Raw genomic sequence first — 26214 nt, forward strand, 5'->3', positions numbered from 1 at the left:
GATGAATGTATTGGTAGTTGGTAGGGGCGGTCGTGAACATACAATTGCATGGAAAGTAGCTCAAAGTTCAAAAGTTAATAACGTGTTTGTAGCACCGGGAAATGTAGGTATGGAGGATGTTGCAACGCTTGTAAATATTGATGAGAATGATCATGAAGCACTACTCGAATTTGCAAAAAGCGAGAAGATTGATTTAACGATTGTTGGTCCAGAGGTACCTTTAATAAATGGCATCGTGAATGCATTTCAAAGCAATAATTTACCTATATTTGGTCCAACAAAGGAAGCTGCTTTAATTGAAGGAAGTAAAACCTTCGCAAAAGATATAATGAAAAAGTATGAGATTCCTACAGGTCAATATGGATCCTTTACATCATATGAGGAAGCAAAGAACTATCTTTTTAAAGTAGGAGCTCCAATTGTCATTAAAGCAGATGGTCTTGCTGCTGGAAAAGGTGTAACTGTTGCAATGACGATGGAAGAAGCACTAGAAAGCCTTAATGAAATGATGAATGAGGAGAAGTTTGGCGAAGCTAGTACCCAAGTTGTCATTGAGGAATTCTTAGCAGGTGAAGAATTTTCATTAATGGCATTTGTAAATGGAACAGAAGTTTATCCAATGGTCATTTCCCAAGATCATAAACGTGCATACGATTTTGATAAGGGGCCGAATACTGGTGGAATGGGTGCATACTCTCCTGTACCACAAATTTCTGATGTAGTAGTTGAACAAGCTATTAAAACGATCTTAAAGCCTACTGCAAAGGCAATGGTGGCTGAAGGTCGTTCCTTTACAGGTGTGTTATATGCAGGCTTAATTAATACTACAGATGGACCAAAAGTGATTGAGTTTAACGCCCGATTTGGTGATCCAGAAACACAAGTAGTTTTGCCAAGACTTGAGAGTGATCTTGTAGAGACATTATTTCAAATTTTGGAAGGGAATCAAGTGACGTTAACTTGGAATGATTCAGCAACTATCGGAGTTGTGTTAGCTTCAAAAGGATATCCAAATCAATATGATAAAGGTGCTGAAATTGCAGGTTTAAATAATGTGAGCGATAAAACATTAGTTTTTCATGCTGGCACAGCAAAGCAGCATGATAAGATTGTAACGAATGGCGGCCGTGTCTTAGCTATCGTAACAACAGGGAGCTCATTAAGAGAAGCTCAAAACAAAGTTTATCAAGAAATAAATCACATTCAAAGTGAAGGGTTATTTTACCGCAAGGATATTGGTAATAAAGCTATCGAACCCGTTTCTTACGAACATACACAAAAGTAATTGCGATAATACTTCCTATTAATATGGTGAGAACAAATGTCATGTCTGTGAAATATTCTAGTAGCATAAAATCAACTCCTTAAAGAGTAGCCTCCTGCAAAAATTGCAGGAGGTTGTTAAAGATAAGAATCATTTCGTAAGCTCTGTTTTTTACGGTCTCATTTTATGACTGCAAGGTAGTTTATAAAATTCTAGGAAAATATAGTAGCTTAATTTTTATTGCGACAAGCTAGAGAAAAAAGAACCTAGAATTTTTCTGGATTTTCACCTGGGTAAGCCTCTTTGAGTTAAAAATACTATAGCTGATGTAATTAAGATGGGTTGATTGAATCCATATCATTATTAAGATTAATTCCTTGTTCATTTTTGGATGTATATTTTTCTATACAAGCAGTTAATGGACAAAATCGAGTGATTCCTTCACCAATTTTCATACCTGCAATCATTGCAACAACTAAATATGATTCTCTCCAAGGTCTCTTCACCATCTTTGCAGTAGCCCATGAAAGTAGAGTAAAACCGCAGGTAATGCGCATTAATGCATTGATTATACTGATGTTTGGTTTCATAGATGATTACACACCTTCCTATATCGATATCATTTGTTCAAATTACTTTCGTACGGTAAAATGTAAATAAGCCCATATATTGTTCCTAGCTGATTTTTAATTGGGCAAACAACAATAATTGTGAAAAAACCAAATTAATAAAAGATTGTCAACATGTTAATGAAAACGCATACATAGCCGTATGATTTATATCTTAACAAGTGGTTGACTCCAAAGCATTTCCTAGATGATTACGGAGCCAACTGTTATTTTAATTCTGTTTGAATGGAGGAATTCCATGCCTGACCAACGATATAGGTGGAAGAATAAACACCTACGTGAACATGTAGCTGTTATTGATGGAACCATACCACCAACATTAGTTTTAACTAATGCAATATATTTAAATCAAGTTTTAAATCAGTGGGTTAAAGCAAATATTTGGATTTACTATGAAAGAATTATTTATGTTGGTAAAGAATTACCATCTCATATTGATCAATGTGAAATCGTTGATTGTAATGGGTACTATTTAGTACCAGGATATATTGAGCCGCATGCGCACCCATTTCAGTTATATAATCCCCATTCATTAGCTGAATATGCATCTCAATATGGCACAACAACTTTAATAAATGATAATATGAGCTTGGTATTACAATTGCCAACAAAGCAAGCGTTTTCTTTTATATCTCATTTGAAAAATATACCATCTACTTTATACTGGTGGTGTAGGTTTGATCCGCAAACAGAAATCCAAGATGAAGAGTTAATTTTTTCTCATACTACTGTTAAGTCCTGGCTTGAGCATGATGCAGTTTTGCAAGGTGGCGAACTTACTGGCTGGCCAAAGCTCCTTGCTGGTGATGATATGATGCTTCTTTGGATTCAAGAAGCAAAGCGCTTACGCAAACAAATTGAAGGTCATTTTCCAGGCGCATCTGAAAAGACACTTGCAAAAATGATGTTGTTAGGAGCGACAAGTGATCATGAGGCAATGACTGGTGACGAAGTATATACTCGTTTGATGCAAGGCTATACGACATCACTTAGGTATTCATCAATTCGACCAGACTTACCTAAGTTGATAGATGAAATACATGCTCTTGGAATTAATAAATATGATCATTTGTTTTATACAACAGATGGGTCTACACCATCATTTTATAAACAAGGCTTTATTGACAACATGATTAACATTGCAATAGACAAGGGTGTCCCACCAATTGACGCATACAATATGGCAACAATCAATGTTGCTAGATACTATCAAATAGAGTATTTACATGGCAATATTGCAACGGGAAGGGTAGCGAATATCAATTTCTTAACAGAAAAAGACAACGCGACTCCTGTATCAGTCCTTGCAAAAGGTATGTGGTTAAAAAAAGATGGGCGTAATACAAATAACTTTGGTCATTTTTCTTGGGAAGAGGTAGATTGGCCTCAATTAAATATGAAATGGGATTTAAAATGGGAAGACTTACAGTTCTCTATGCCTTTAGGGCTGAGGATGGAGAATGATGTAATTATGAAGCCGTATTCGGTAAATATTGATGTCTCTGTAGACGAATTATCAACAAGCCATGATGAGAGCTTTTTAATGCTCGTTGACCGAAATGGTAAGTGGCGTCTTAATACCATTATAAAAGGATTTACCTCAAATTTATTAGGTATGGCAAGTTCATTTTCAAATACAGGTGATATGATCTTAATTGGTAAGAAAAAAGCTGACATGCTAGCTGCATACACACGGATGAAAGAAATTGGTGGTGGAATAGTCATAGCTGAAAATAATTCCACCATCTTTGAAATTCCTTTAAAGCTTAATGGAGTCATGTCTTTGAAGCCAATAGCTGAACTCATTCCACAAGAGCAGCAATTTAAATTAGTGTTACGTGAACGAGGATATCAATATGAAGATCCTGTATACTCATTATTATTTTTACAATCGACGCACTTACCATATGTTCGCATCACACAGCAAGGAATTTACGATGTGATGAATAAAACTGTACTCTTTCCAACAATAATACGTTAAAATATAAAAGTATAGATATAGTATGATAATATTGATAAATAAGGTTGTGTTTTAATGAGGGTTGGGAAATTAGGTTTGGCAGTTCTATTAGGTATTGCTATTACTGGATGTAGTAATGAAGACGAACAGGTTGTTAAAGAAGTAGAAGAAAATATAGAGCAAGTAGATGCAGAAGAAGAAGTCGATGAAACTACGACAACTGTAGTTGAAGAAGAACAGTTTGAATACTATTATCCTTTAACAGGGATCGGTACGAATGATGAATCGGTTCATCAACGTGCTGTTGCGGTTATGGTTAATAATCACCCAAATGCTCGACCTCAAACGGGGCTAACTCAAGCAGACTTAGTGTATGAAATGCTAACTGAAGGAGATATTACTAGACTATTGGCTTTTTACCAGAGTGATATTCCAGCAAAGGTAGGTCCAGTAAGAAGTGCAAGGCATGATTTTATTGAACTTAGTGATGGCTATGATGCATTGTATGTTTACCATGGTACTTACACAATACTAGAGCAAAAATTACGAAACGGCCTTATCGACAATATTAGTGGAAGTTACCATGATAATGATGGTACTGTTTTTGAGCGTGCAAATTACCGTAAAGCACCTCATAATTCCTATTTATTATTTGATGGTTTAAATGGAGTAGCTACTGATCGTTATAACTACTCAGTTACAAATGAAGTTGGTATTCCACCTCTACCCTTTACGAGTGATGATGAAGAGACAAGTGGAGATGACGTTCAATCAGTGATGATTACGTACTCAAATAGTTATTATGCAACTGTCGAGTATGTATACGACCAAATGCAGGAAAAATATACACGATTTACTGGCGAAGATCAAACGAAGGATTTCGAATCTGATACACCCGTCTTAATAGATAATATTATGATTGTTGAAATGAATCATCAAATCATTGATGAAGTAGGTCGTCGAGATATAAATTTACAATCTGGCGGTAAAGGCTATCTACTTCAAAAAGGTAAACTTCAAGAAATTGATTGGCAAAACGTAGATGGGAGAATTCTTCCATTTAAAGATGGACAACATGTAAAATTCCTACCAGGGAAAACATGGATTAATATTATTCCAACATCACCAGGACTGGCTGGCGCTGTATCAACTGGAAATGAATAGATAAATAAAGTTTTATTGAGTATCTAAAATCAGATGGAAGTTATTATTTTACCTAATTAACAAATTTCATAACAAAGGATGTTGTTGCACTCCTTTTTGTGTACACAAAAACTATATTAATAAAGAGAAGAAGGATGGGATTGTCATGCAAATAGATAAATTACGTGGCAAGGAGCTAGATCAATTATTTAAAGCTGTTCTCTCTCTAAGGGATCTAGAAGAATGCTATAAATTTTTTGATGACTTATGTACAGTCAATGAAATTCAATCGCTTGCCCAACGATTAGAAGTCGCTAGAATGTTACAGGATGGCTTTACTTATCATAAAATAGAAACTGAAACTGGGGCGAGTACAGCTACTATTTCACGTGTGAAGCGTTGCTTGAACTATGGAAATGATGCATATATAATGGCATTAGATAGAGTAAATGACGAAAATAAATAAAGTACAAAAGCCGTTGCACTTAGCTCCGGCTTTTTTGTAGCAATTTTAAGGCTTGATGTTGAGAATCTAATTTAAGTAATAATCGTCGAAAAGAAAGGCTCTTTTCGTAAACTTTGTTGCTATTTGAGACTAATTTAGGACAGCAACAATTGAATTTATGTAATGAACCTTATTTAAAATGAGCAAAGAAGCTAGTTTATACCCATCTATTACTTAGAATGAAAAACAACAATTAATGTGAAAACAGACAAAAGAAAAAATACTTAATACTTATTTCCAGCGCGTATGAAATTTTCTATCCGCACATTTGAGGTCACTTAACTCATATATCGGAGTGTAGATCACCCTTAAAAAAGGAGTTGTGCTTGGTGGGAATACCTGTGCGCGAGCACTTTTCTGTTATAATAGTTTAATGGATATTTGATTGGAGGAAGCATAGGTAATGTATGATTATAGGGAATGGCGTCATGTCTTTAAGCTTGACCCAAATAAAGAGATTTCAGATGAACATTTAGAAAGAATATGTGAATCAGGTACTGATGCAGTTCTTGTTGGGGGTAGTGATGGTGTCACACTTGAAAATGTACTACATTTAATGTCAAGAATTCGACGTTATACAGTTCCTTGCGTACTTGAGATTTCTACAATTGCTTCTGTAACCCCAGGGTTTGATTTTTATTTTATTCCTACTGTATTAAACAGCCAAAATATTCAATGGACCATTGGTATGCACCATCAAGCTATTAAAGAGTATGGAGATATTATGAATTGGGAAGAAATTTTAGTTGAAGGATACTGCATATTAAATGGTGACAGTAAAGCAGCACAACTAACAGAAGCTAACACTTCCATATCAAATGAAGATGTGATTGCATATGCACGGATCGCCGAAAATTTATATCACCTACCAATTTTTTATCTTGAATATAGCGGAACATACGGTGATGTAAACATTGTTAAAGATGTCAAAAACGAGTTATCTCATACGAGGTTATTTTATGGTGGCGGAATTTCATCAAAGGAACATGCCTTGGAGATGGCTAAGTATGCAGATACGATAGTAGTTGGTAATATTATTTATTCAAATATTGATGCTGCTCTGGAAACTGTTGAAGTAATAAAAGAGTAGTTTGTCAAAATGTTAAATATACGATAAAATAGAACGTACGTTTGTATAGGCGGTGAGGACATGCAGTATATTAGTGAAAGATTGTTAACAGGATTAAATCCACAGCAACAAGAGGCAGTAAAGGCAACAGATGGGCCACTTCTGATCATGGCAGGAGCAGGTAGCGGTAAGACTAGGGTATTAACGCATCGAATCGCATATTTGATGACAGAAAAAGAAATTGCTCCGTGGAATATTTTAGCGATTACTTTTACAAACAAAGCGGCAAGAGAAATGAAGGACCGTATTCAATCACTTCTAGGCCCAGCCGCTGAAGAAATTTGGATATCTACGTTTCATTCTATGTGTGTACGAATTTTACGTAAGGATATTGACAGAATTGGTATAAATCGAAATTTCTCAATTCTAGATTCTTCAGATCAGCAATCAGTCGTAAAAAACATACTTAAAGAAAAGAATATTGACCCTAAAAAGTTTGACCCTCGAACGATTTTATCAACAATTAGTAGTGCCAAAAATGAATTGATTGACGCTGAAGAATATAGTAAGCAAACGGGTAGCTATTATGAAGAAACAGTAAGTAATGTATATAGTGAATATGAAAGCCGTCTTAGAAAGAATCAAGCGCTAGACTTCGATGATCTCATTATGTCTACTATTCACTTATTTAAACGTGTACCAGAAGTGCTTGAATATTACCAGCGCAAGTTTCAGTATATTCATGTTGATGAGTACCAAGATACGAACCGCGCCCAATATATGCTCGTAAAAATGTTAGCAGAACGACTAGAAAATTTATGTGTCGTAGGTGATTCTGACCAGTCTATTTATCGATGGCGTGGAGCGGACATTGCAAATATCTTATCTTTTGAAAAAGACTACCCAGATGCAAATGTTATATTATTAGAACAAAATTATCGATCATCTAAACGCATCTTGCAAGCAGCAAATAAGGTGATTGAACAAAATATGAACAGAAAGCCTAAAAATCTTTGGACAGATAATCCAGAAGGTAATAGGATTTCATATTACCGTGCAAATAATGAATTTAGTGAAGCTCAGTATGCTGCTGGAAAAATCAATGACCTTGTGGGTAGTGGAAGCAAGAAGCTTTCGGATTTTGCAATTTTATACAGAACAAATGCACAATCTAGGGTTGTGGAGGAAGTATTATTAAAATCAAATATCAACTATACAATCGTTGGTGGTATTAAGTTCTATGACCGTAAGGAAATAAAAGATATTCTTGCTTATTTACGTGTGATTGCCAACCCCGACGACGATATTAGTATAACGAGGGTTATTAATGTACCAAAACGTGGGGTAGGAGCTGCCTCTGTAGATAAAATTGCAAACTATGCGATCGCCAATGAGTTATCATTGTTTCAGGCCCTTGGGGAAATAGACATGATTGGTGTAAGTACGAGAGTTAAAAATGCCCTAACAGATTTTCGTAATATGATTCACCATTGGACTAGCATGCAAGAGTATTTATCTATAACGGAGTTAGTTGAAGAAGTCCTCGAAAAAAGTGGCTATCGAGAAATGTTAAAAAATGAAAAGACGCTAGAATCACAGAGCAGATTAGAAAATATAGAAGAATTTTTATCGGTTACAACAAATTTTGAAAAGCAAAATGATGATAAAAGTTTAGTCGCATTTCTAACTGATCTTGCTCTAGTTGCAGATATCGACCGTTTAGATGAAGAGGAAGAGCAGGATAAGGAAGCTGTCGTTCTTATGACTTTACATTCAGCAAAAGGACTTGAGTTCCCTGTTGTATTTCTATTAGGCATGGAAGAAGGAGTTTTTCCACATAGTCGTTCACTTGATGAAGAGGCTGAAATGGAGGAAGAACGTCGACTAGCTTATGTTGGAATTACACGTGCAGAAAAAGAACTACATTTGTCAAATGCTGAAATGAGAACCTTGTTTGGACGAACGACGATGAATAGTGAATCGAGGTTTATAGGAGAAATTCCTGAAGAATTACTCGATGTTATCGTAGATAGTCAAAAGCAAAATACCCCATTCACATCTAGAAGTTCCATGTCAAAAACTAGCTTCAAATCAGTAGCAAAATCAACTGGTGGAGATACGATTGAATGGCAAGTAGGTGACAAAGCTTCACATAAAAAGTGGGGAACTGGGACAGTGGTTAGTGTAAAAGGAGAAGGTGAAGGAAAAGAGCTGGATATAGCTTTTCCAAGTCCAACAGGTATAAAGCGCTTGTTAGCTAAATTTGCTCCTATTACTAAATCTTAAGATCCAAGTATAGAAGTAGGCTTTTTACAATTGAATGAACTAAAGAGATTTACTTTGTGTAATAGTAAGTCAGAAAAATTATTTACATCTCTTTATCCAATAACGATGTTATAAACTCTAAAAGTGTGTATTTATGAAGGAGGGTGAACAGATGGATCGACAAATAGCGATAAAACGTGTACAAGAATTGAGTACATTAATAACTAAATACAACTATGAGTATCATGTACTAGACCAACCGACAGTTTCTGATTACGAATATGATCAATTAATGCAAGAATTACTTGAGATTGAAGAACAGTTTCCAGATCTTAAATCAGCTGACTCTCCTTCACAGCGCGTTGGGGGGAAAGTACTAGATTCATTTTCGAAAGTGGAACATGATGTGCCGATGCTTAGTCTTGGAAACGCATTTAATGAAGTTGATTTATTTGATTTTGATCGACGTGTACGTCAAGAAGTAGGGGACGAAATTAGATATGTTTGTGAACTGAAGATAGATGGTTTAGCTGTATCACTCAAATACGAAGACGGGGTATTTGTTCGCGGTGCGACAAGGGGAGACGGTACCGTTGGAGAAGAGATCACAGCTAATTTAAAGACCATTCGATCAATTCCATTGCGTCTAAATAAGCCAGTTAGTTTGGAAGTTCGTGGAGAAGCTTATATGTCAAAGTCCTCATTTAAGAAATTAAATGAGGGCAGAATACAGCTAGGAGAAGAACCATTTGCAAATCCTCGAAATGCAGCAGCTGGGTCGCTTAGACAACTTGACACAAAAATAGCAGCCTCTAGAAATTTGTCTATATTTATATATAATATCGCGGAAGTGAGTGCTACAAATATCCAGTCTCATAGTGAAGGGTTAGCTTTTTTGGAGAATATAGGTTTTAAAGTGAGTAACGAGAAAAAAATTTGTGGGAATATAGAGGATGTTATCGAGTATGTTTTAAGCTGGCATGAAAAACGTCCGAACCTTGCTTATGATATAGATGGCATAGTTATTAAGGTTGATTCTTTGGAACAACAAGATCAGTTAGGCGCTACTGCTAAAAGTCCTCGTTGGGCAATTGCTTACAAATTTCCAGCTGAAGAAGTTGTTACAAAGCTATTAGAAATTGAGCTTAGTGTTGGACGCACTGGTGTGATTACACCTACAGCTATTTTAGAGCCTGTGCAAGTAGCTGGGACAACTGTACAAAGAGCATCTCTGCACAATGAAGATTTGATTCGAGAAAAAGACATTAAAATTGGCGATTACGTTACGATTAAAAAAGCCGGAGACATTATACCAGAAGTTGTCAATGTTATTGTTGAAAAGCGCTCTGGAGATGAGTTAAGCTTCCATATGCCTACACATTGCCCAGAGTGTAATAGTGAGCTTGTTAGGTTAGAGGAAGAAGTTGCGTTAAGATGTATTAACCCTAAATGTCCTGCTCAAATTCGTGAAGGGCTGATTCACTTTGTATCTCGAAATGCGATGAATATAGATGGTTTAGGTGAAAAAGTCATCACACAACTATTTGCGAATCAGTTGATTGTGGATGTTGCTGATTTATATAAGTTAACTAAGGAAGAGTTGCTAAATCTGGAACGTATGGGTGAGAAATCGGCTACAAATCTCATTCAAGCCATAAACAATTCGAAGCATAATTCATTAGAGCGTTTATTATTTGGTCTAGGGATTCGCCATGTTGGAGCAAAGGCTGCTAAGACATTGGCTATGGAATTTGAGACAATTGAAAAACTTCAAGCAGCAACATTCGAACAGTTAATTAGCATAAATGAAATTGGAGAAAAAATGGCTGAATCGATTGTTACATATTTATCAAGCTCTGAAGTTCAAGCATTGATTGAGGAACTGAACAGCTTAGGGGTAAATACAAGCTTTACTGGAGTAAAAGCCCTTTCATCAGAAAGCGGCGATTCATTTTTTGCAGGAAAAACAGTTGTATTAACTGGGAAGCTTGAACAACTTACTAGAAACGATGCAAAAGAAAAGATTGAAGCTTTAGGCGGAAAAGTAACGGGAAGTGTGAGTAAAAGTACTAATTTAGTCATTGCAGGTGAAGCAGCAGGTTCTAAATTAACTAAGGCTAAACAGCTCTCAATAGAAGTTTGGGACGAACAACGATTAATTACGGAATTTGAAAAATAAGAGGTGTATGATATTGCGGAAAATTATTGCCTTAACTTTATCAACATTATTACTACTCTCTGCGTGTGCACCGAAGTTTGAGAAGCAACAAGAAATTGTTAATGAATCAGAAGATACAACTGAACAAGCAATCATTCCTAAGTATCAAATTTCTGATCAGTTTTATCGAACAGTTTTAACTGAGGATAATCAAATCAAACCAAGTGAATCAAGAGGGCTGGTTGTTTCAGGACTCAATACACGATATGACATAGATGAAGTGGAACGAGGACTTATGCGCATTGCACAAGATACCTTTTCTCCAGATGAATATTTTTTCCAAGAAGGACAGTATTTAGATCGCCAGACGGTCCAAAGCTGGTTAAGTCGAAAATTGACACCAGAACAGCTTCAAGAAAAACTTAACGAGGATCCAAATTATGTAGATTTAGGGTTAAATCCAAGTATTGATACGACTGCTAATGCAACTCTCACAGATTTAAATCAAGAAAGTCCTATCTATCTTGCACATATTTTAGAACATAATTATTTAGTAGAGAAAGATGAACAAACTGTTGAATTAGGCGGGATTGTCATAGGTCTTGCATTAAACTCGGTTCATTATTACAAACAAGAGCAAGGATATGATAGAGAAGTTAACATTGATCGATCTGTGCTTGAGAAAGAGGGTAAGAAGATTGCCGAAGAAGTTGTAAGGCGAGTGAAATTAATAGACGGGCTTGGGAATATTCCAATTGTTGTAGCATTATTTGAGCAACAAAGCAAATCTTCGATTGTACCCGGAAATTTCTTTACACAAGGAAATGTTAAAGCAGATAGTTCATCTATTGATAAATGGTCTGATATTAATGAAAAATATTATTTATTTCCTTCCGACGACGCTGAAAACGAACATCGTGAGGATGTCGTTACATTTAATAGGCTTAAAGATAGCATTGCTCAATTTTTCCCAAACTACACAGGTATTATCGGCAAAGGGTTCTACAAAGATGATACTCTTCAACAAATGACGATAGAAATACCGATGCAATTCTATGGTAAGTCAGAAGTCATTGGCTTTACGCAATACGTAACAAATGAGGCCATGGAAATATTCCCTAACTATATATCCTTGCAGATGTATATATCATCAGTTAGAGGCCAAGAAAGTATTGTTATTCGTGAAGCTGGTGAAGAAGAACCTTTCGTTCATATTTTTCAATAATAAGTCTCAGAAACAAGTTCAAAAATACATCGAGAGTTTCGTAACATCTTATCTTCTAAAAAATGGTTACATGGACAGCTACACTGCTTTGGATTACGTCACTTAGTAACTGAGTCTAAACAAAATGATGATGATGTTACAAACTCTCTTATTTTACGTGTAATTGTACTATGACCTGAATAAAAAGAGCATAGTTAAAGTGTACTATTCTTTTTAAAATTCCGACTATTTACACCATGTTTGATGTAACTGATTTTATCAGTTAGAATGGTAAATGTAATGTGTGTAAACGCTTAAAACAGTGGGGAGGAACGAAAAATGGTATTACCATACAAGCATGAACCATTTGTTGACTTTACTGTAGAGGAAAACAAACAAGCATTTGAAGCAGGGCTTGCAACTGTTGAATCTTATTTAGGTAAAGATTATCCGCTAATTATTGGTGGGGAACGAATTACAACTGAGGATAAAATCACTTCAGTAAATCCTGCACAAAAAGATGAACTAATTGGTACTGTATCAAAAGCTAATCAAAAACTTGCTGAAAAAGCAATGCAAGTTGCTGACGAAACATTTAAAACATGGCGTAAATCAAAGCCGGAAATGCGAGCGGACATTTTATTCCGTGCTGCGGCAATCATTCGACGTCGTAAGCATGAGTTTTCAGCATTACTTGTTAAAGAAGCAGGTAAACCTTGGAGAGAGGCGGATGCTGACACTGCTGAGGCTATTGATTTCTTGGAATATTATGGACGTCAAATGCTATCGTTAAAAGATGGTGTTCCAATTGAAAGTCGCAAAATTGAATATAATCGATACAACTACATACCTCTTGGAGTAGGTGTCATCATATCACCGTGGAATTTCCCGTTTGCAATTATGGCTGGTATGACAACAGCTGCACTTGTATCTGGAAATACCGTTTTATTAAAACCAGCTAGCACAACACCAGTTGTTGCAGCGAAGTTCATGGAAGTACTAGAAGAAGCAGGGCTTCCAGCAGGCGTTGTAAACTACATTCCAGGTAGTGGTGCAGAGGTTGGTGACTACTTGGTGGATCACCCTCGTACACGTTTCATAAGTTTCACGGGTTCTCGTGATGTAGGTGTACGTATTAATGAACGTGCAGCAAAAGTTCACGATGGACAACTTTGGTTAAAACGTGTTATTGCTGAAATGGGTGGAAAAGACACGATAGTAGTAGATAAAGAAGCTGACCTAGAATTAGCAGCACAATCAATTGTTGCTTCAGCATTTGGCTTCTCCGGTCAAAAATGTTCAGCTTGCTCTCGTGCTGTTATTCTTGAAGAAGCATATGACCAAGTATTAGATAGAGTTGTAGAGCTTACGAAAGAATTATCAGTTGGGAACCCAGCTGAATATGGTATGTTTATGGGTCCTGTAAATGACCAAGCTGCTTTTGACAAAGTGATGAGCTATGTTGAAATTGCTAAATCAGAAGGTAAAATCGTTGCCGGTGGTGAAGGTGATGACTCAACTGGCTGGTTTATTAAACCTACTGTAGTAGCAGATGTTGCAGAAGATGCTCGTCTTATGAAGGAAGAAATCTTTGGACCAGTCGTTGCATTCTGTAAGGCAAAAGATTTCGATCATGCGATGGACATTGCTAATAATACAGATTATGGTTTAACTGGTGCAGTTATTACAAATAACAGAGACCATATTGAGCAAGCACGTGAAGATTTCCATGTAGGGAACCTATATTTTAACCGTGGTTGTACGGGTGCAATCGTTGGTTATCAGCCATTTGGTGGGTTTAACATGTCAGGTACAGACTCAAAAGCAGGTGGACCTGATTACTTACTACTTCACATGCAAGCAAAAACAACGTCAGAAACGCTATAATTTTTTCTGATTGACATTTTATATGACAATATACGAAGGTGACTCATTATAAATTCTGAATCTGAAGTTCTAACTGTGAGGTTTTATGAAATCAAACTGTAGAGCTACGATCAGCATTTTTGAGTCACCTTCTGTTGTTTTTTTACAGTGCATATGGTAATATTTTTTAACAACATAAGAAGAATTCAGAATTATGAATTCTTGAAGAAGCAATGAAGAAGAAGAGTAAGTGCGGCGGAAGTTTTAGAGAGCTGACGGTAGGTGCAAGTCAGTAGTGGAAGTTGTACTGAATGGGCTCCTGAGCTCCAAACCGAAAGATTTGTTCAAGTAGGCTTTGGCGACCATGCCTCTGCGTTAAAGAGGCGCATATTCGTACAATACGTTGTACTGATATGTTTGCGAAGTGAGCTTTTTCTTATGTGTGAAAAGCTAATGAAGGTGGTACCGCGGGTTTCTCGTCCTTTTATAGGACAGAGGCCCGCGGTTTTTTAGTTTGCAAGATGGGAGTATCTTCTCACAACAATTGAGAATAAGGTATTTGGCCAGAAAGCCATCGCGTTTGGCCAGAAAGCCGCTGAGTTTGGACAGTAAACGCCCGCTTTTGGATAATAAGACGCCCAAGTTAGAGAGAAAGCCGCTGAGTTTGGCCAGAAAGCCGCTCAAGCTGGGCAGTAATCCACAAATGTTTAGATAAAAAACTAAAGCAATTAGCGTAATTAAGTTCATCACTGAAAGGAGTGATTTTTTATGGAAGATGGTTGGTGGTGTAGGTTAAATGTAATGTCATATAACAACATTCATATTTATCAATGGAGGGATTTTGATGACTAAATTAGTGTCGGGAATAAGACCAACGGGAAATATCCATTTAGGGAATTATTATGGTGCAATGAAAGGGTTAATCGAACTGCAAAATATGTATGATGCCCATTATTTTATAGCTGATCTTCACTCATTAACAACTCATCGTCAAGGTGAAAGATTAAGAGAGAATGTCATAAATGCTGCTCGCGATTACTTATCGGCTGGACTTGATCCAACAAAGTGTACGTTGTATGCACAGTCTTCAATTGCTAAACATATTTGTGAATTGCACACATACTTTAGCATGGTTATGCCAATGGGAGAATTAATGCGCTGCCCCACATTTAAAGAAAAAGCAAAACGGCATCCCAGTAACGTTAATTATGGTTTAGTTGGTTATCCAGTGCTCATGACGGCAGATATAATGATTCACAAAGGTGAGGTAGTGCCAGTTGGAGAAGATCAGCTTGTCCATTTAGAAATTGCTAGAACGATCGTCCGCAAGTTCAATAATTTATATGGTGAGGTTTTTGTTGAGCCACAGTCTATTATTGACAATGCTGTAAGAATTCCATCCTTATCTGGGAAAGGAAAGATGAGTAAATCAGATTCAGATGATTCATATATTAGTATGACAGATCATCCACAAAGCATTCAAAGCAAGGTCAAGAAAGCATATACAGATCCTAATAGAATATACCGTACAGATCCAGGTAATCCAACTAAGGAAGGGTGTAATGTATTTTATTTACATTCATATTTTACAGAAAAACCAATAGTAGAGGACATTCAACAACAGTGTAAAAAAGCTGAAATCGGTTGTCTCGAGTGTAAAAACATGCTCTCTCAATCTATTATTAATATTGTGGCTCCCATTCAAGAACAAAGAGTACAATACTCAGATGATGATGTAATAGATATTTTAAAGATGGGGCAGAAGAAGGCAGAAAAATCGGCTGAAATGGTCATAACTGAAGTTCGTAAAGCAATGGGGTTTATCATGTATTAGTAATAGGGGGTTTTCAAAAGGCCATTTAGGGAAACTTTGTTGCTATTGAGACTAAATTAGGACAGAAACAAATAACTTTAAGCAATGGACATTATTATAGGTTATAAGGACTTACTTGATAATATGAAAAGCAACAATTATTGTACAAACAGGATTCGTAAACTTGTATCTCATTAGAATAGTCTGATGAGAATATGTACATCCATTCACCTTAAAAGATACTACAAACGTTAGCGGTGTGCATGTTCATTTCTTAGTACGGAAAACAAGAATCAATGTGTAAACAGTTTATTATAAAGAGAGGGAGATCAACGTTGATCCCCCTTTTTTATATAGATTGTAGTAGTAATTAAACTATCTTACATCAAACAGCTTATCTAACTTATAGCTCCATGCCTTTTTTAACATAATCATTAATTAAACCTTGATCAACAAAGGCAATAATCGGTAATATCTCTGAAATTCCTTTACTTGAAACAGCATCTAAAGCGAGTTCATTGATCAACTCTTTGTCAATAAAAGGGCATATAGAAGTTAATGAGCTTATGCCATTTTCATTATAGCTGTATTTTGCGATGTCACTTAACGTATCACTACTTAAATAAGGTGCGATTGGTGTTAAAGCTTTAATACCATTGATCTCAAACTCTTTTTTTGCACAATTATTAATAATGTCTTGAGTAATAAAAGAAGCAATAGCTGTAAGACCTTTAATACCATTGACCTCAAACTCTTTTTTTGCATAATCAACAATTACATCTTGAGTAATAAAAGGGGCAATAGCTGCAAGACCTTTAATACCATTGACCTCAAATTCTTTTTTTGCACAATCATCAATAACATTTTGAGTAATAAAAGGGGCAATAGTTGTAAGATTCTTAATACCATTGACCTCAAACTCTTTTTTTGCAAAATCATTAATAACGTCTTGGTTAATAAAAGGAGCAATAACTGCAAGACCTTTAATACCATTGACGTCAAACTCTTTTTTTGCAAAATCATTAATAACATCTTGATTAATAAAAGGCGCAATTGCCGTAAGACCTTTAATACCATTGATTTCAAACTCTTTTTTAGCACAATCATCAATAACGTCTTGACTAACAAAAGGAGCAATAGATGATAATTCTTTATTTGAAAGGTTATCTTTAATGGTATGAAAAACCTCATCAGCTTTATCTGTTTGAATTAAGGGTGCGACATTTGAAAATTCTTCTACAGAAACATCATTTTGTTCTAAATATTCAGATGTATTATCATCTATTATATTTTTTATTAATTGTGTTCCGTCTCCGTTGTTAAGGATCTCATCAATTGTCACATCAAATATTTGAGCAAGTTCAGGGAGTTTAGAAATATCAGGCATCGTTTTACCACATTCCCAATTACTAATTGCTTGAAAGCTAACTCCCAGTTTATCTGCTAACTCCATCTGTGTTATTCTTTTTGACTTTCTAAATTGTGCAATTTTTCTACCAATCTTGTTCATATCAAACAAAACTATCACCTCTTTAATTTTTGATGCTTTAATTGTATCGAGTTAATCATTTAGTGTACATCAACTGATAGTTGAATAACACCATTCTATATTTCAAGTAGTAGTTGAAGGTTGTTTTCGTACTAATGTTTAAATACATGGTTACAACAAGAGATTATGGCATCTTAAATATTGAACAACAATAACAAATAAAACGATTGCTATCTTATTTATGTAAAATAAAAACGAAGTATATGGATAGCGTTTAATTCAAGGGACTGAAATGAATAAAGGTGTTTAATAGAATTACTGAACTACTATCATTTTATTATCAATAAATGGTAAAGTAAAACCATTGAAGGAAAATGGAAGCTTATGATTTATAAAGATTAATAAGGCAACAGTAAGTTAGCTTGAAGTGTTAACGGAATTATTTAATTTGTATCGCGTTTTAGGTAAGCAAAAGTCTGATGTTGGTGGTGCAAGAAAGTTTTTACGAGAAAGGTTGATTAATAAAGAACCAGTCATATTTATTGCACTTAATGGAGGAGACCCTCTTGATTTTGTTCAGTTAATGATTTGGATTGAAAGAAGAGAAAGTGGTTAGTTAGCTCTTTTCTTTTACTTTGGCTGTTTTTACATTAATGGTTGCTTTTCGTAATAAAAGCTAACAAGATTATATTTAAGGACATCTTTTTACATTTAAAGTATATTAAAGTCATTTATTACACATTAGGATTACTAAGTTCAAATTGTTAAAGCCATATTTGAGATTCCGCCACCACCACCATCATAATCACTGGGGAAACGGTGAGCTTTATCATCTTTATTATTATCCCTTAAGGACAAGTTAACAATTACTAGTAATACTAAAATGATAAAAATAATTAATAAAATCCACCACATATTACTTACCCCCTATACAATTTACATATTAAAATGTAACGCTACAAGAATGGATTCTTTGTAGAATATTATATTCGTCGTTCAAAAACATAAGGCTGTTTTAGCAAAAGTTTGTACCCCGCTTAGTGGAAAGCAGATGAGTGTAGTGAATATAGATGGTGGGCAAAGGCTATATGTTGTTATTGAGTAATCATTTATTGGGTTTTTCCTGGTTATTTTAATTAAATTTATCACGTCTAAAGTGGGCTCTTTCAATGAGGTGGAGTAGAGTCTCCACTTCATTCACCGATGCTCAAGCTTAGGAATCGTTCCTATGCTATGGGAGACCTAAGAAGTTCATCAATGTTCAAGAACCACATATAGATGTGATTCCTATAGTTGGAAAATGTATAATTTAGGATATAAGCTTGTACGATATGAAAATAAACGTAAAGAAACAAATTTGCTCGATGCTGCCTCCTGTTTTAAAAGTTAATGGTAAACGAATATAACGTCCAAATGGATAAAAAAGCTTTACCCCAGCTGGTGTAAGCATATCACCTAAGATATGTGAAGCAGTTCCGAATATGATTCCTGTCACGAGGGAAGTAGGTAATAAGCCATATGAAAAAGTTAATATTCCTACAAAAAGTAGACTATGAAAAAATGTTCTATGAGTAAAAAACGTTGAAATAATTGATGGTAAGATCGGAACTTTGTTACTTATTTTGCTTTTTGGATGGTCGATGTCTGGTAGGAGAGCGCCTATGGCTAGCCCTATAAAATATGATGTTGGGTCAGGAACTTGAGCCCATTCCATCATTGATAATCCTATCATTCCTGAAAATGCTAGATGAGTATGATATTGCATTCGATTCCTCCATGTTGATTTATCTATGATGTTTAATGCCTGTGTATTGTTTATACACGAAATAATGTGATATTTCAATGATTCTTTCATAGGATGTCGTTTGTCACGGTAGGAACTGAAGTACTTGTATTTGAGATCTTGAAAAGTTAAAAAATATTTAAACAAACGTTTGATTAAAACTGTTTTATATAGAAATTACCAATATTGTGTTAAATATTGATATTAACTAGGAGGTGTAACGTATGACCAATCCGTGGGATGCTGAACAAGTAGTGTCACCTAAGCTTGCAAAGGATTTAATTGAAACACAGTTTCCGGATCTATATCCTGTTACGGTTTCATTAATGGGGAAAGGTTTTGATAATACTGTTTATCTCGTTAATGAAGAGTATGTCTTTCGATTTCCACGAAGGACGATGTCAGTTGATTTATTAAATACAGAAAATAGCTTACTTCCTATTTTGTCGTCAGTTCTTCCACAAGCGATATCACATCCTATTTTCTTTGGGAAAAGTGTTACTGGAAAGTATCCGTGGCCTTTTACTGGGTATTATCGTGTTGAAGGTACACCGCCAAATACATTGTCAAAGCTTGAAAGAATGAACTCTGCAATTATACTAGCAACTTTTCTCCGCTCTCTCCATGACTTTCCTGAAGAAAAAGCTAGATTGTTAGGTGTACCGTTTGATGAATTAAAACGATTAGATATTAGGAAAAGAAAACCAGTTGTAGAAAAATATATAGATCAAATAAAAACGCTACAATTATATGATCAAGTCTCATCATTAATGTCATACATAGAGCAAGTTGATCATATTGATGTAGAGCAAAAAAGCACACTTGTACATGGTGATATTCATATTCGTAATATACTAGTAAATGAGAACAACACAGTTTCAGGATTCATTGATTGGGGTGACGTTCATATCGGACACCCTGCTGTTGATTTAAGTATTGTATATAGCTTTTTACCTCCTGAAGGCAGGAGCGTATTTTTTAGCCATTATGGAAAAGTTGATGAAGAAACTTTATTGTTAGCAAAATTTAAAGCTGTATTTACGACAATCATACTTCTTATGTACGGTTATGATCATAATGATATGAAGTTAATTGAGGCAAGTAAACAAAGTCTTGATCTAATTTTTTGTGAAGAAAATACTTGAACGGTGTCTAGATCTTAAAAAAATGGAGGTTAAAAAATGAACAACACAGCCTTACTTATCATTGATGTACAAAATGGTATGTTTTCTGAAAAAGACCCAGTTTACAAAGCCTCATGTCTATTAAAAACATTGAAACAACTAATTTTAAAAGCTAGATCGAAATCTGTACCAATCATTTACATCCAACATAATGGACGTGAAGGACATCCGTTGGAATTAGGAACACAAGGTTGGGAAATCCATTCAGCAATAGAGCCGATGGCTAGTGATGAAATCATTCAAAAAACTACACCAGATTCATTCTTTCATACAAACTTAGCTGAAAAACTAGCGGAAAATAAAATAAATCATCTTGTTATTGGAGGAATACAATCCGATATTTGTGTAGACACAACTTGTCGACGAGCTTTTAGTATGGGGTTTGATATTACGTTAGTTTCTGATGGGCATAGTACTTGGGGATCGAATGGTTTAACAGCTCAACAAATTATTGATCATCACAATGGTGTATTACAAGGGTTTACAAAAATAGCAAGTGCAAAAGAGATTCATTTTTCTTAGAACTTAGAAATCATCTAAGTTCTTTTTTAATGCACTTTATAAAATTTGAAGGATTTTACAATTTTGTGTCGAATTGTATATAAATTAGGAAGGGGATAAACATGACAAAAAGAAAATTAACCAGTTTAGTACCTATTTTTATAGTTATCATTATAGTTATAGCAATAGGAGCATTTTTATATGATCGAGAAACAGCAGAGACAACAATGAATAACGATGAACCTATGAATGAAAATAACATAGAAAGCGAGATAGTAGAAGAAGTTGACACCCAAGAAGAGCAAATAGAAGAAGCTGACAATCAAAATGAGCAGGTTGAAGAAGTTGAGGAGCCAACATATAATGTGCTTGCACCTTTGCCGGGTGCTTCAGCTGATTACGACATTTCGTTAACTTTAGATGATCAAGGTGTTTTTCATATATCATCAACAATTGATGTGGAAAATCTTTCAGATGATGTTTGGCACGATGTAGCCTTTTATTTAGTTCCCAATGCCTTTATCGAAGAAAATAAACCAGAATTCATAGAGGGCAAAGCGGAAGTTTCAATCTTGTCAGTGGATCAAAATGGACAAGAGGCTACGTATGACTTACATAATAATAATTTGTTTATTCAGCTAAATGAAGAAATAAACTCGGGACTAACTTCAACTATTTCTATAGACTACACACTAGAAATACCAGAAAAGGGCCTTCGCCTCTCTCAAAAAAACGGCAATTATTATTTAGCACATTGGTATCCAATGATAGCTCACTATCAAGAAGGCTGGAATATTGAGAATTATATGGCGAGAGGAGAATCTTATCATACCCCATACGGGAATTACACGATTTCTTATAAGTTACCAAAGGAATACTTCGTTGTAAGCTCTGCACCAGATGGTGAAGCAATACCTTCTACCTCAGGAACGCTTCATGGAGAAAAAATAAAAGATTTTTATATAGGCATATTAGAGCCTAATGAATGGCTAACAACTTCAATTAAGGTAAATGATACCAATTTACGCTTATTTGTACCTGTTGATGCTGATGACCTCTTACAAGAAGGTATGAAAGAAGCTGAAAAAGGCTTTAATTATTTTGAAAAGAACATTGGTGATTATCCATTTGAAGAATTAGATTTGATTGGTAACGATGGTGGGATGGAATATCCAAATGTAGTGGAAGTGTCTGATGCGCTACGTGAACAATCATTACATACAATTATTCACGAGATTGCACATCAATGGTTTTATTATCTCGTTACAAATGATCCTTATCATGATGCATGGTTAGATGAAGGAATGACGGAATTTGCAACGACTGTATATTTTTATGAGCAAACAAAAGATGAAGACATTAGTTTTGAATTTGCAAAACGGGTATCATCATTAAATGAAACCGAAGATAAAGTTAATATAAGTTTAGATGAATTTACTAATAGTTATACGGGAACACTATATGGGAAAGTGCCCCTTGAGTTATGGGCGTTCTTCCAAACAAACGGAGGGTATGAAGAAGCTGTTAAGTTTTTATCAGCATATTATACGGAGTTCCAATACGAATATGTTACGACTACAAAATTTGTTTCATTTTTTAATGCTTATTTTCAGAAGGATTATAGTGATTTTTTAGCTAACTGGCTAGAGTTTTAAGCTTAACACGGAATCTATATGATGAGATTCCGTGTTTTTTTATGGTTGTTTTGGCATTGATTTGTTGCTTTTACTACTAAAATAAACATATAAACGAAGCGTTCGTGGCTTCTATGCTCATTTAAATGGAGATCAATTGCATAAATTTAGTCGTTGCTGTCCTAAATTAGTCTCAATAGCACAACTTTCTTATTGATTAAGGTAGAGAGAAGTGATTATTTTGACTGGAATTGTATACTTCTATTGCTTTAATGGGCTAAAATTTGATATTATCAGTATATTGTGAACGGTCGAACAACCAATGGAGGTGACTTTATATGTCAAGGATTTCAGTCGATCAAGTGAAGCACGTAGCAAACTTAGCACGATTAGCGATTACAGAAGAGGAAGCAGCGAAGTTTACGAATCAGCTTGATGCAATTATCTCTTTTGCTGAAGAGTTAAATGAACTTGATACAACAAATATTGAACCAACTTCTCACGTGTTAAACATGACGAATGTTTTACGAGAAGATGTTGCAAAAGAAGGCTTACCTATCGATGAGGTGTTAAAAAATGCGCCTGACCACAAAGGTGGACAAATACGTGTGCCATCAATTATAGAATAAGGAGGGGCGAGGCATGTCATTATTTGATCATAAAGTATCAGAATTACATAAACTTTTACACAAAAAAGATATTACTGTAACAGATCTTGTTGATGAGTCGTATAAACGAATTAACGAGGTTGAAGATAAAGTCAATTCCTTTTTAACGTTAAATGAAGAAAATGCACGTGCATATGCGAAACAATTAGATGAGGCGATTGGGAATAAAGATGAATATGGACTTTTATTCGGACTTCCAATAGGACTTAAGGATAACATCGTCACAAAAAATCTTCGTACTACATGCGCGAGTAAAATCCTAGAAAACTTTGATCCGATTTATGATGCTACTGTTGTTAAAAGGTTATATGATGCTGAAACAGTTACAATTGGTAAGTTAAATATGGATGAATTTGCGATGGGATCTTCAAATGAGAATTCTGGTTTTCATGTAACAAGAAACCCGTGGAATACTGACCATGTACCTGGAGGTTCAAGCGGTGGCTCAGCAACTGCAGTTGCAGCAGGTGAAGTACTATTTTCACTTGGTTCTGATACGGGAGGGTCAATACGTCAGCCAGCAGCATTTTGTGGAGTTGTTGGATTTAAACCTACATATGGTAGGGTGTCTCGCTTTGGCTTAGTAGCTTTCGCATCATCATTGGATCAGATCGGACCAATTACACGTAATGTAGAGGATAACGCTTATTTATTACAAGCAATTGCAGGGCATGATCAAATGGATACTACTTCCGCTAACGTTGAAGTGCCAGATTTGATATCTTCCTTAACTGGAGATGTAAAAGGGTTGAAAATTGCTGTACCAACTGAATATATTGGTGAAGGAGTATCTGAAGATGTTCGTAAGTCAGTTCTCGAAGCGCTAAAAGTTCTTGAAGGCTTAGGTGCTACATGGGAAGAAGTCTCACTTCCACATTCAAAATATGCATTAGCCACGTATTACTTACTTTCGTCTTCAGAGGCTTCGGCTAATCTTGCACGCTTTGATGGGGTACGTTATGGTTACAGAACGGATAATGCTGAAAGCTTAATCGACATGTACAAGCAAACCCGAAGCGAAGGTTTTGGCGAAGAAGTAAAGCGACGGATCATGCTCGGTACGTTTGCACTAAGCTCAGGATATTATGACGCATATTATAAAAAAGCGCAGCAAGTTCGGACATTAATTAAAAAAGATTTTGAAGATGTGTTTGAAAAATATGATGTGATTATAGGCCCAACAACGCCAACACCGGCATTTAAAATAGGCGAAAATATTGAGGATCCATTAACGATGTATGCCAATGATATTCTCACAATTCCAGTGAACCTTGCTGGAGTACCAGGTATTTCAGTTCCATGTGGACTCTCAAACGGGCTTCCGCTAGGCTTACAAATAATCGGCAAACACTTTGATGAAGCAACGATTTATCGTGTTGCACATGCATTTGAACAAGCAACTGACCATCATAAAGCAAAACCAGTATTGTAAGGGGTGAGAAGAAGATGAACTTTGAAACGGTAATAGGGCTTGAAGTCCACGTAGAACTAAAAACAAAATCAAAAATCTTTTCAAGTAGTCCGACTGATTTTGGTGCACCCCCAAATACGCAAACGAGTGTAATTGACCTTGGTTACCCGGGTGTGCTACCTGTGTTGAATAAGCAGGCAGTCGAATTTGGAATGAAGGCAGCCATGGCACTAAATTGTGAAGTAGCAACACATACTAAATTTGATCGTAAAAATTATTTTTATCCGGATAATCCAAAGGCTTACCAAATCTCTCAATTTGACAAACCAATAGGAGAAAACGGTTGGATTGAAATAGAAGTAAACGGTCAAAAGAAAAAGATTGGCATTACCCGCTTGCATTTAGAAGAAGATGCAGGAAAATTAACTCACTCTGGGGGTGGCTATTCATTAGTTGATTTTAACCGTCAAGGAACGCCACTTGTAGAGATAGTTTCAGAACCAGATATTCGTACACCTGAGGAAGCATATGCATATTTAGAAAAGCTAAAATCAATTATTCAATTTACTGGAGTGTCAGATTGTAAAATGGAAGAAGGCTCACTCCGCTGTGATGCTAATATTTCTTTGAGACCTATTGGGCAGAAAGAATTTGGTACGAAGACAGAACTGAAAAACTTAAACTCATTTGCTTTTGTTCAAAAGGGTCTTGAATTTGAAGAAAGACGCCAAGAAGCAGTTTTACGTTCCGGTGGAATTATTGAGCAAGAAACACGTAGATATGATGAAGCAAGTAAAAAGACGTTGCTCATGCGCGTCAAAGAGGGTTCTGATGACTATCGTTATTTTCCTGAACCAGATTTAGTTGCTTTACATATTGATGACGAATGGAAGGAACGCGTACGGTCTGAAATTCCAGAGCTCCCAGACCAAAGGCAACAAAGGTATGTAGAAGAACTTGGGTTACCTGCCTATGATGCACAAGTACTTACACTAACTAAGGAAATGTCTGACTTTTTCGAAGCTACCGTTAACCACGGCTCAGACGCTAAGCTTGCTTCAAACTGGGTGATGGGTGAAATCTCCGCCTATTTAAATGCTAATCAGCAAGAAATTTCGGATATAGCCATTTCACCCGAGGGGTTAGCAAGCATGATCAAACTAATAGAAAACGGTACAATTTCATCTAAAATTGCTAAAAAAGTCGTTAAAGAGCTTATCGAAAAGGGTGGAGACGCCGAGAAAATCGTTAAAGAAAAGGGCCTCGTTCAAATCTCTGATCCAGCACAGCTTACTCCTATTGTTGTTGAAGTGCTTGATGCAAATCCACAATCAGTTGAGGACTTCAAAAGCGGGAAAGAAAAAGCCATTGGCTTCTTAGTTGGACAAATTATGAAAAAAACAAAAGGTCAAGCGAATCCACCAATGGTCAACAAATTATTGATGGAAGAAATAAAAAAGAAATAAGATATTACAAACACTCTTCAACTTATGCTTGAAGAGTGTTGTTTTGTTATAGTAGAATTAATTTGGTAAAATATGTATTTTTTATAAAGTATTTTACATGATCAAGGGGGAGGATCAGTTGAAGTTTAATACGATTCCATTTCTAAAAGATGCTAAAAATGAAAATTAATTCATGAAGGCTTTTCTGAAGATGACAAATGGA

At 35.6% G+C, this 26214-nt stretch carries 22 protein-coding genes and 1 other annotated feature; of the genes, 17 read left to right on the top strand and 5 right to left on the bottom strand.

Translation table 11 applies throughout. From position 1 onward, the window contains the following. Position 1 precedes the first annotated feature (1 nt). The gene (gene purD, locus SLH52_RS08345; protein ID WP_320208813.1) at positions 2-1285 is read left to right on the top strand and encodes a phosphoribosylamine--glycine ligase; all 1284 of its coding nucleotides are present in this window, start codon (positions 2-4) and stop codon (positions 1283-1285) included. Here purD and SLH52_RS23340 read toward each other — a convergent pair. After that, positions 1248-1352 (bottom strand): EYxxD motif small membrane protein, encoded by a 105-nt coding sequence (locus SLH52_RS23340; protein WP_413785503.1) that lies wholly within the window; start codon positions 1350-1352, stop codon positions 1248-1250. The two genes, purD and SLH52_RS23340, sit on opposite strands and share 38 nt — an antisense overlap. A gap of 244 nt (positions 1353-1596) precedes the next feature. Beyond that, positions 1597-1854 (bottom strand): DUF2892 domain-containing protein, encoded by a 258-nt coding sequence (locus tag SLH52_RS08350; protein WP_214484582.1) that lies wholly within the window; start codon positions 1852-1854, stop codon positions 1597-1599. Between the two features lie 277 nt (positions 1855-2131). On the opposite strand from SLH52_RS08350, the gene SLH52_RS08355 reads away from it, so the two are divergent. The 9 genes from SLH52_RS08355 to trpS all read left to right on the top strand — a co-directional run bounded on the left by SLH52_RS08355 (position 2132) and on the right by trpS (position 15897). Further along, positions 2132-3874, top strand: coding sequence for an adenine deaminase C-terminal domain-containing protein (locus SLH52_RS08355; RefSeq protein ID WP_320208814.1), 1743 nt, complete (start codon positions 2132-2134; stop codon positions 3872-3874). 54 nt (positions 3875-3928) lie between these two features. Further along, positions 3929-5017, top strand: a complete 1089-nt coding sequence (locus SLH52_RS08360) for a DUF3048 domain-containing protein (RefSeq protein WP_320208815.1) — start codon at positions 3929-3931, stop codon at positions 5015-5017. A 145-nt stretch (positions 5018-5162) separates the two neighbouring features. Continuing rightward, positions 5163-5462 carry a YerC/YecD family TrpR-related protein gene (locus SLH52_RS08365; RefSeq protein WP_320208816.1) on the top strand — a complete coding sequence of 100 codons (300 nt, stop codon included), beginning with the start codon at positions 5163-5165 and terminating at the stop codon, positions 5460-5462. Between the two features lie 442 nt (positions 5463-5904). Beyond that, complete coding sequence (locus SLH52_RS08370) at positions 5905-6591, top strand: heptaprenylglyceryl phosphate synthase (protein ID WP_320208817.1); 687 nt, start codon at positions 5905-5907, stop codon at positions 6589-6591. 60 nt (positions 6592-6651) lie between these two features. After that, complete coding sequence (gene pcrA / locus SLH52_RS08375) at positions 6652-8856, top strand: DNA helicase PcrA (RefSeq protein ID WP_320208818.1); 2205 nt, start codon at positions 6652-6654, stop codon at positions 8854-8856. Between the two features lie 151 nt (positions 8857-9007). Further along, entirely contained in the window at positions 9008-11014 is a 2007-nt protein-coding gene (gene ligA / locus SLH52_RS08380) for an NAD-dependent DNA ligase LigA (protein ID WP_320208819.1), read from the top strand. A gap of 13 nt (positions 11015-11027) precedes the next feature. Continuing rightward, the gene (locus SLH52_RS08385; protein ID WP_320208820.1) at positions 11028-12218 is read left to right on the top strand and encodes a CamS family sex pheromone protein; all 1191 of its coding nucleotides are present in this window, start codon (positions 11028-11030) and stop codon (positions 12216-12218) included. A 318-nt stretch (positions 12219-12536) separates the two neighbouring features. Next, the gene (gene pruA / locus SLH52_RS08390; protein WP_320208821.1) at positions 12537-14084 is read left to right on the top strand and encodes an L-glutamate gamma-semialdehyde dehydrogenase; all 1548 of its coding nucleotides are present in this window, start codon (positions 12537-12539) and stop codon (positions 14082-14084) included. 203 nt (positions 14085-14287) lie between these two features. After that, positions 14288-14550: a binding site (T-box leader), on the top strand. Positions 14551-14907: 357 nt separating this feature from the next. Beyond that, positions 14908-15897 carry a tryptophan--tRNA ligase gene (trpS, locus tag SLH52_RS08395; RefSeq protein ID WP_320208822.1) on the top strand — a complete coding sequence of 330 codons (990 nt, stop codon included), beginning with the start codon at positions 14908-14910 and terminating at the stop codon, positions 15895-15897. Positions 15898-16279: 382 nt separating this feature from the next. Here the strand turns inward: trpS and SLH52_RS08400 are convergent, their stop codons facing one another. After that, positions 16280-17386, bottom strand: a complete 1107-nt coding sequence (locus tag SLH52_RS08400; protein ID WP_320209090.1) for a helix-turn-helix transcriptional regulator — start codon at positions 17384-17386, stop codon at positions 16280-16282. A gap of 427 nt (positions 17387-17813) precedes the next feature. Between SLH52_RS08400 and SLH52_RS08405 the strand changes: the two genes are divergently transcribed. Continuing rightward, positions 17814-17981, top strand: a complete 168-nt coding sequence (locus SLH52_RS08405) for a hypothetical protein (protein ID WP_320208823.1) — start codon at positions 17814-17816, stop codon at positions 17979-17981. 140 nt (positions 17982-18121) lie between these two features. Here SLH52_RS08405 and SLH52_RS08410 read toward each other — a convergent pair whose 3' ends face one another. Together SLH52_RS08410 and SLH52_RS08415 are read right to left on the bottom strand one after the other, a co-directional pair. Then, positions 18122-18280 (bottom strand): hypothetical protein, encoded by a 159-nt coding sequence (locus SLH52_RS08410; RefSeq protein ID WP_320208824.1) that lies wholly within the window; start codon positions 18278-18280, stop codon positions 18122-18124. 394 nt (positions 18281-18674) lie between these two features. Continuing rightward, a complete protein-coding gene (locus SLH52_RS08415) occupies positions 18675-19130 on the bottom strand; it encodes a metal-dependent hydrolase (protein WP_320208825.1) in 456 nt (151 codons plus the stop codon). Positions 19131-19372: 242 nt separating this feature from the next. Here SLH52_RS08415 and SLH52_RS08420 point away from each other — a divergent pair, with 242 nt between their 5' ends. The 6 genes from SLH52_RS08420 to gatB all read left to right on the top strand — a co-directional run bounded on the left by SLH52_RS08420 (position 19373) and on the right by gatB (position 26012). Continuing rightward, complete coding sequence (locus SLH52_RS08420) at positions 19373-20293, top strand: phosphotransferase (RefSeq protein ID WP_320208826.1); 921 nt, start codon at positions 19373-19375, stop codon at positions 20291-20293. 36 nt (positions 20294-20329) lie between these two features. Further along, entirely contained in the window at positions 20330-20854 is a 525-nt protein-coding gene (locus SLH52_RS08425; RefSeq protein WP_320208827.1) for a cysteine hydrolase family protein, read from the top strand. Positions 20855-20955: 101 nt separating this feature from the next. Beyond that, positions 20956-22488 (top strand): M1 family metallopeptidase, encoded by a 1533-nt coding sequence (locus SLH52_RS08430; protein WP_320208828.1) that lies wholly within the window; start codon positions 20956-20958, stop codon positions 22486-22488. Between the two features lie 317 nt (positions 22489-22805). After that, positions 22806-23096: an Asp-tRNA(Asn)/Glu-tRNA(Gln) amidotransferase subunit GatC gene (gene gatC, locus SLH52_RS08435; protein WP_320208829.1), complete on the top strand. Its 291-nt coding sequence runs from the start codon at positions 22806-22808 to the stop codon at positions 23094-23096. Positions 23097-23109: 13 nt separating this feature from the next. Beyond that, positions 23110-24567 (top strand): Asp-tRNA(Asn)/Glu-tRNA(Gln) amidotransferase subunit GatA, encoded by a 1458-nt coding sequence (gatA, locus tag SLH52_RS08440; RefSeq protein WP_320208830.1) that lies wholly within the window; start codon positions 23110-23112, stop codon positions 24565-24567. A 14-nt stretch (positions 24568-24581) separates the two neighbouring features. After that, on the top strand, positions 24582-26012 hold the full coding sequence (gatB, locus tag SLH52_RS08445; protein WP_320208831.1) for an Asp-tRNA(Asn)/Glu-tRNA(Gln) amidotransferase subunit GatB: 1431 nt from the start codon (positions 24582-24584) through the stop codon (positions 26010-26012). Positions 26013-26214 lie beyond the last annotated feature (202 nt).

This window comes from Cytobacillus sp. IB215665, assembly GCF_033963835.1.
Lineage (GTDB): Bacteria > Bacillota > Bacilli > Bacillales > SM2101 > Nanhaiella.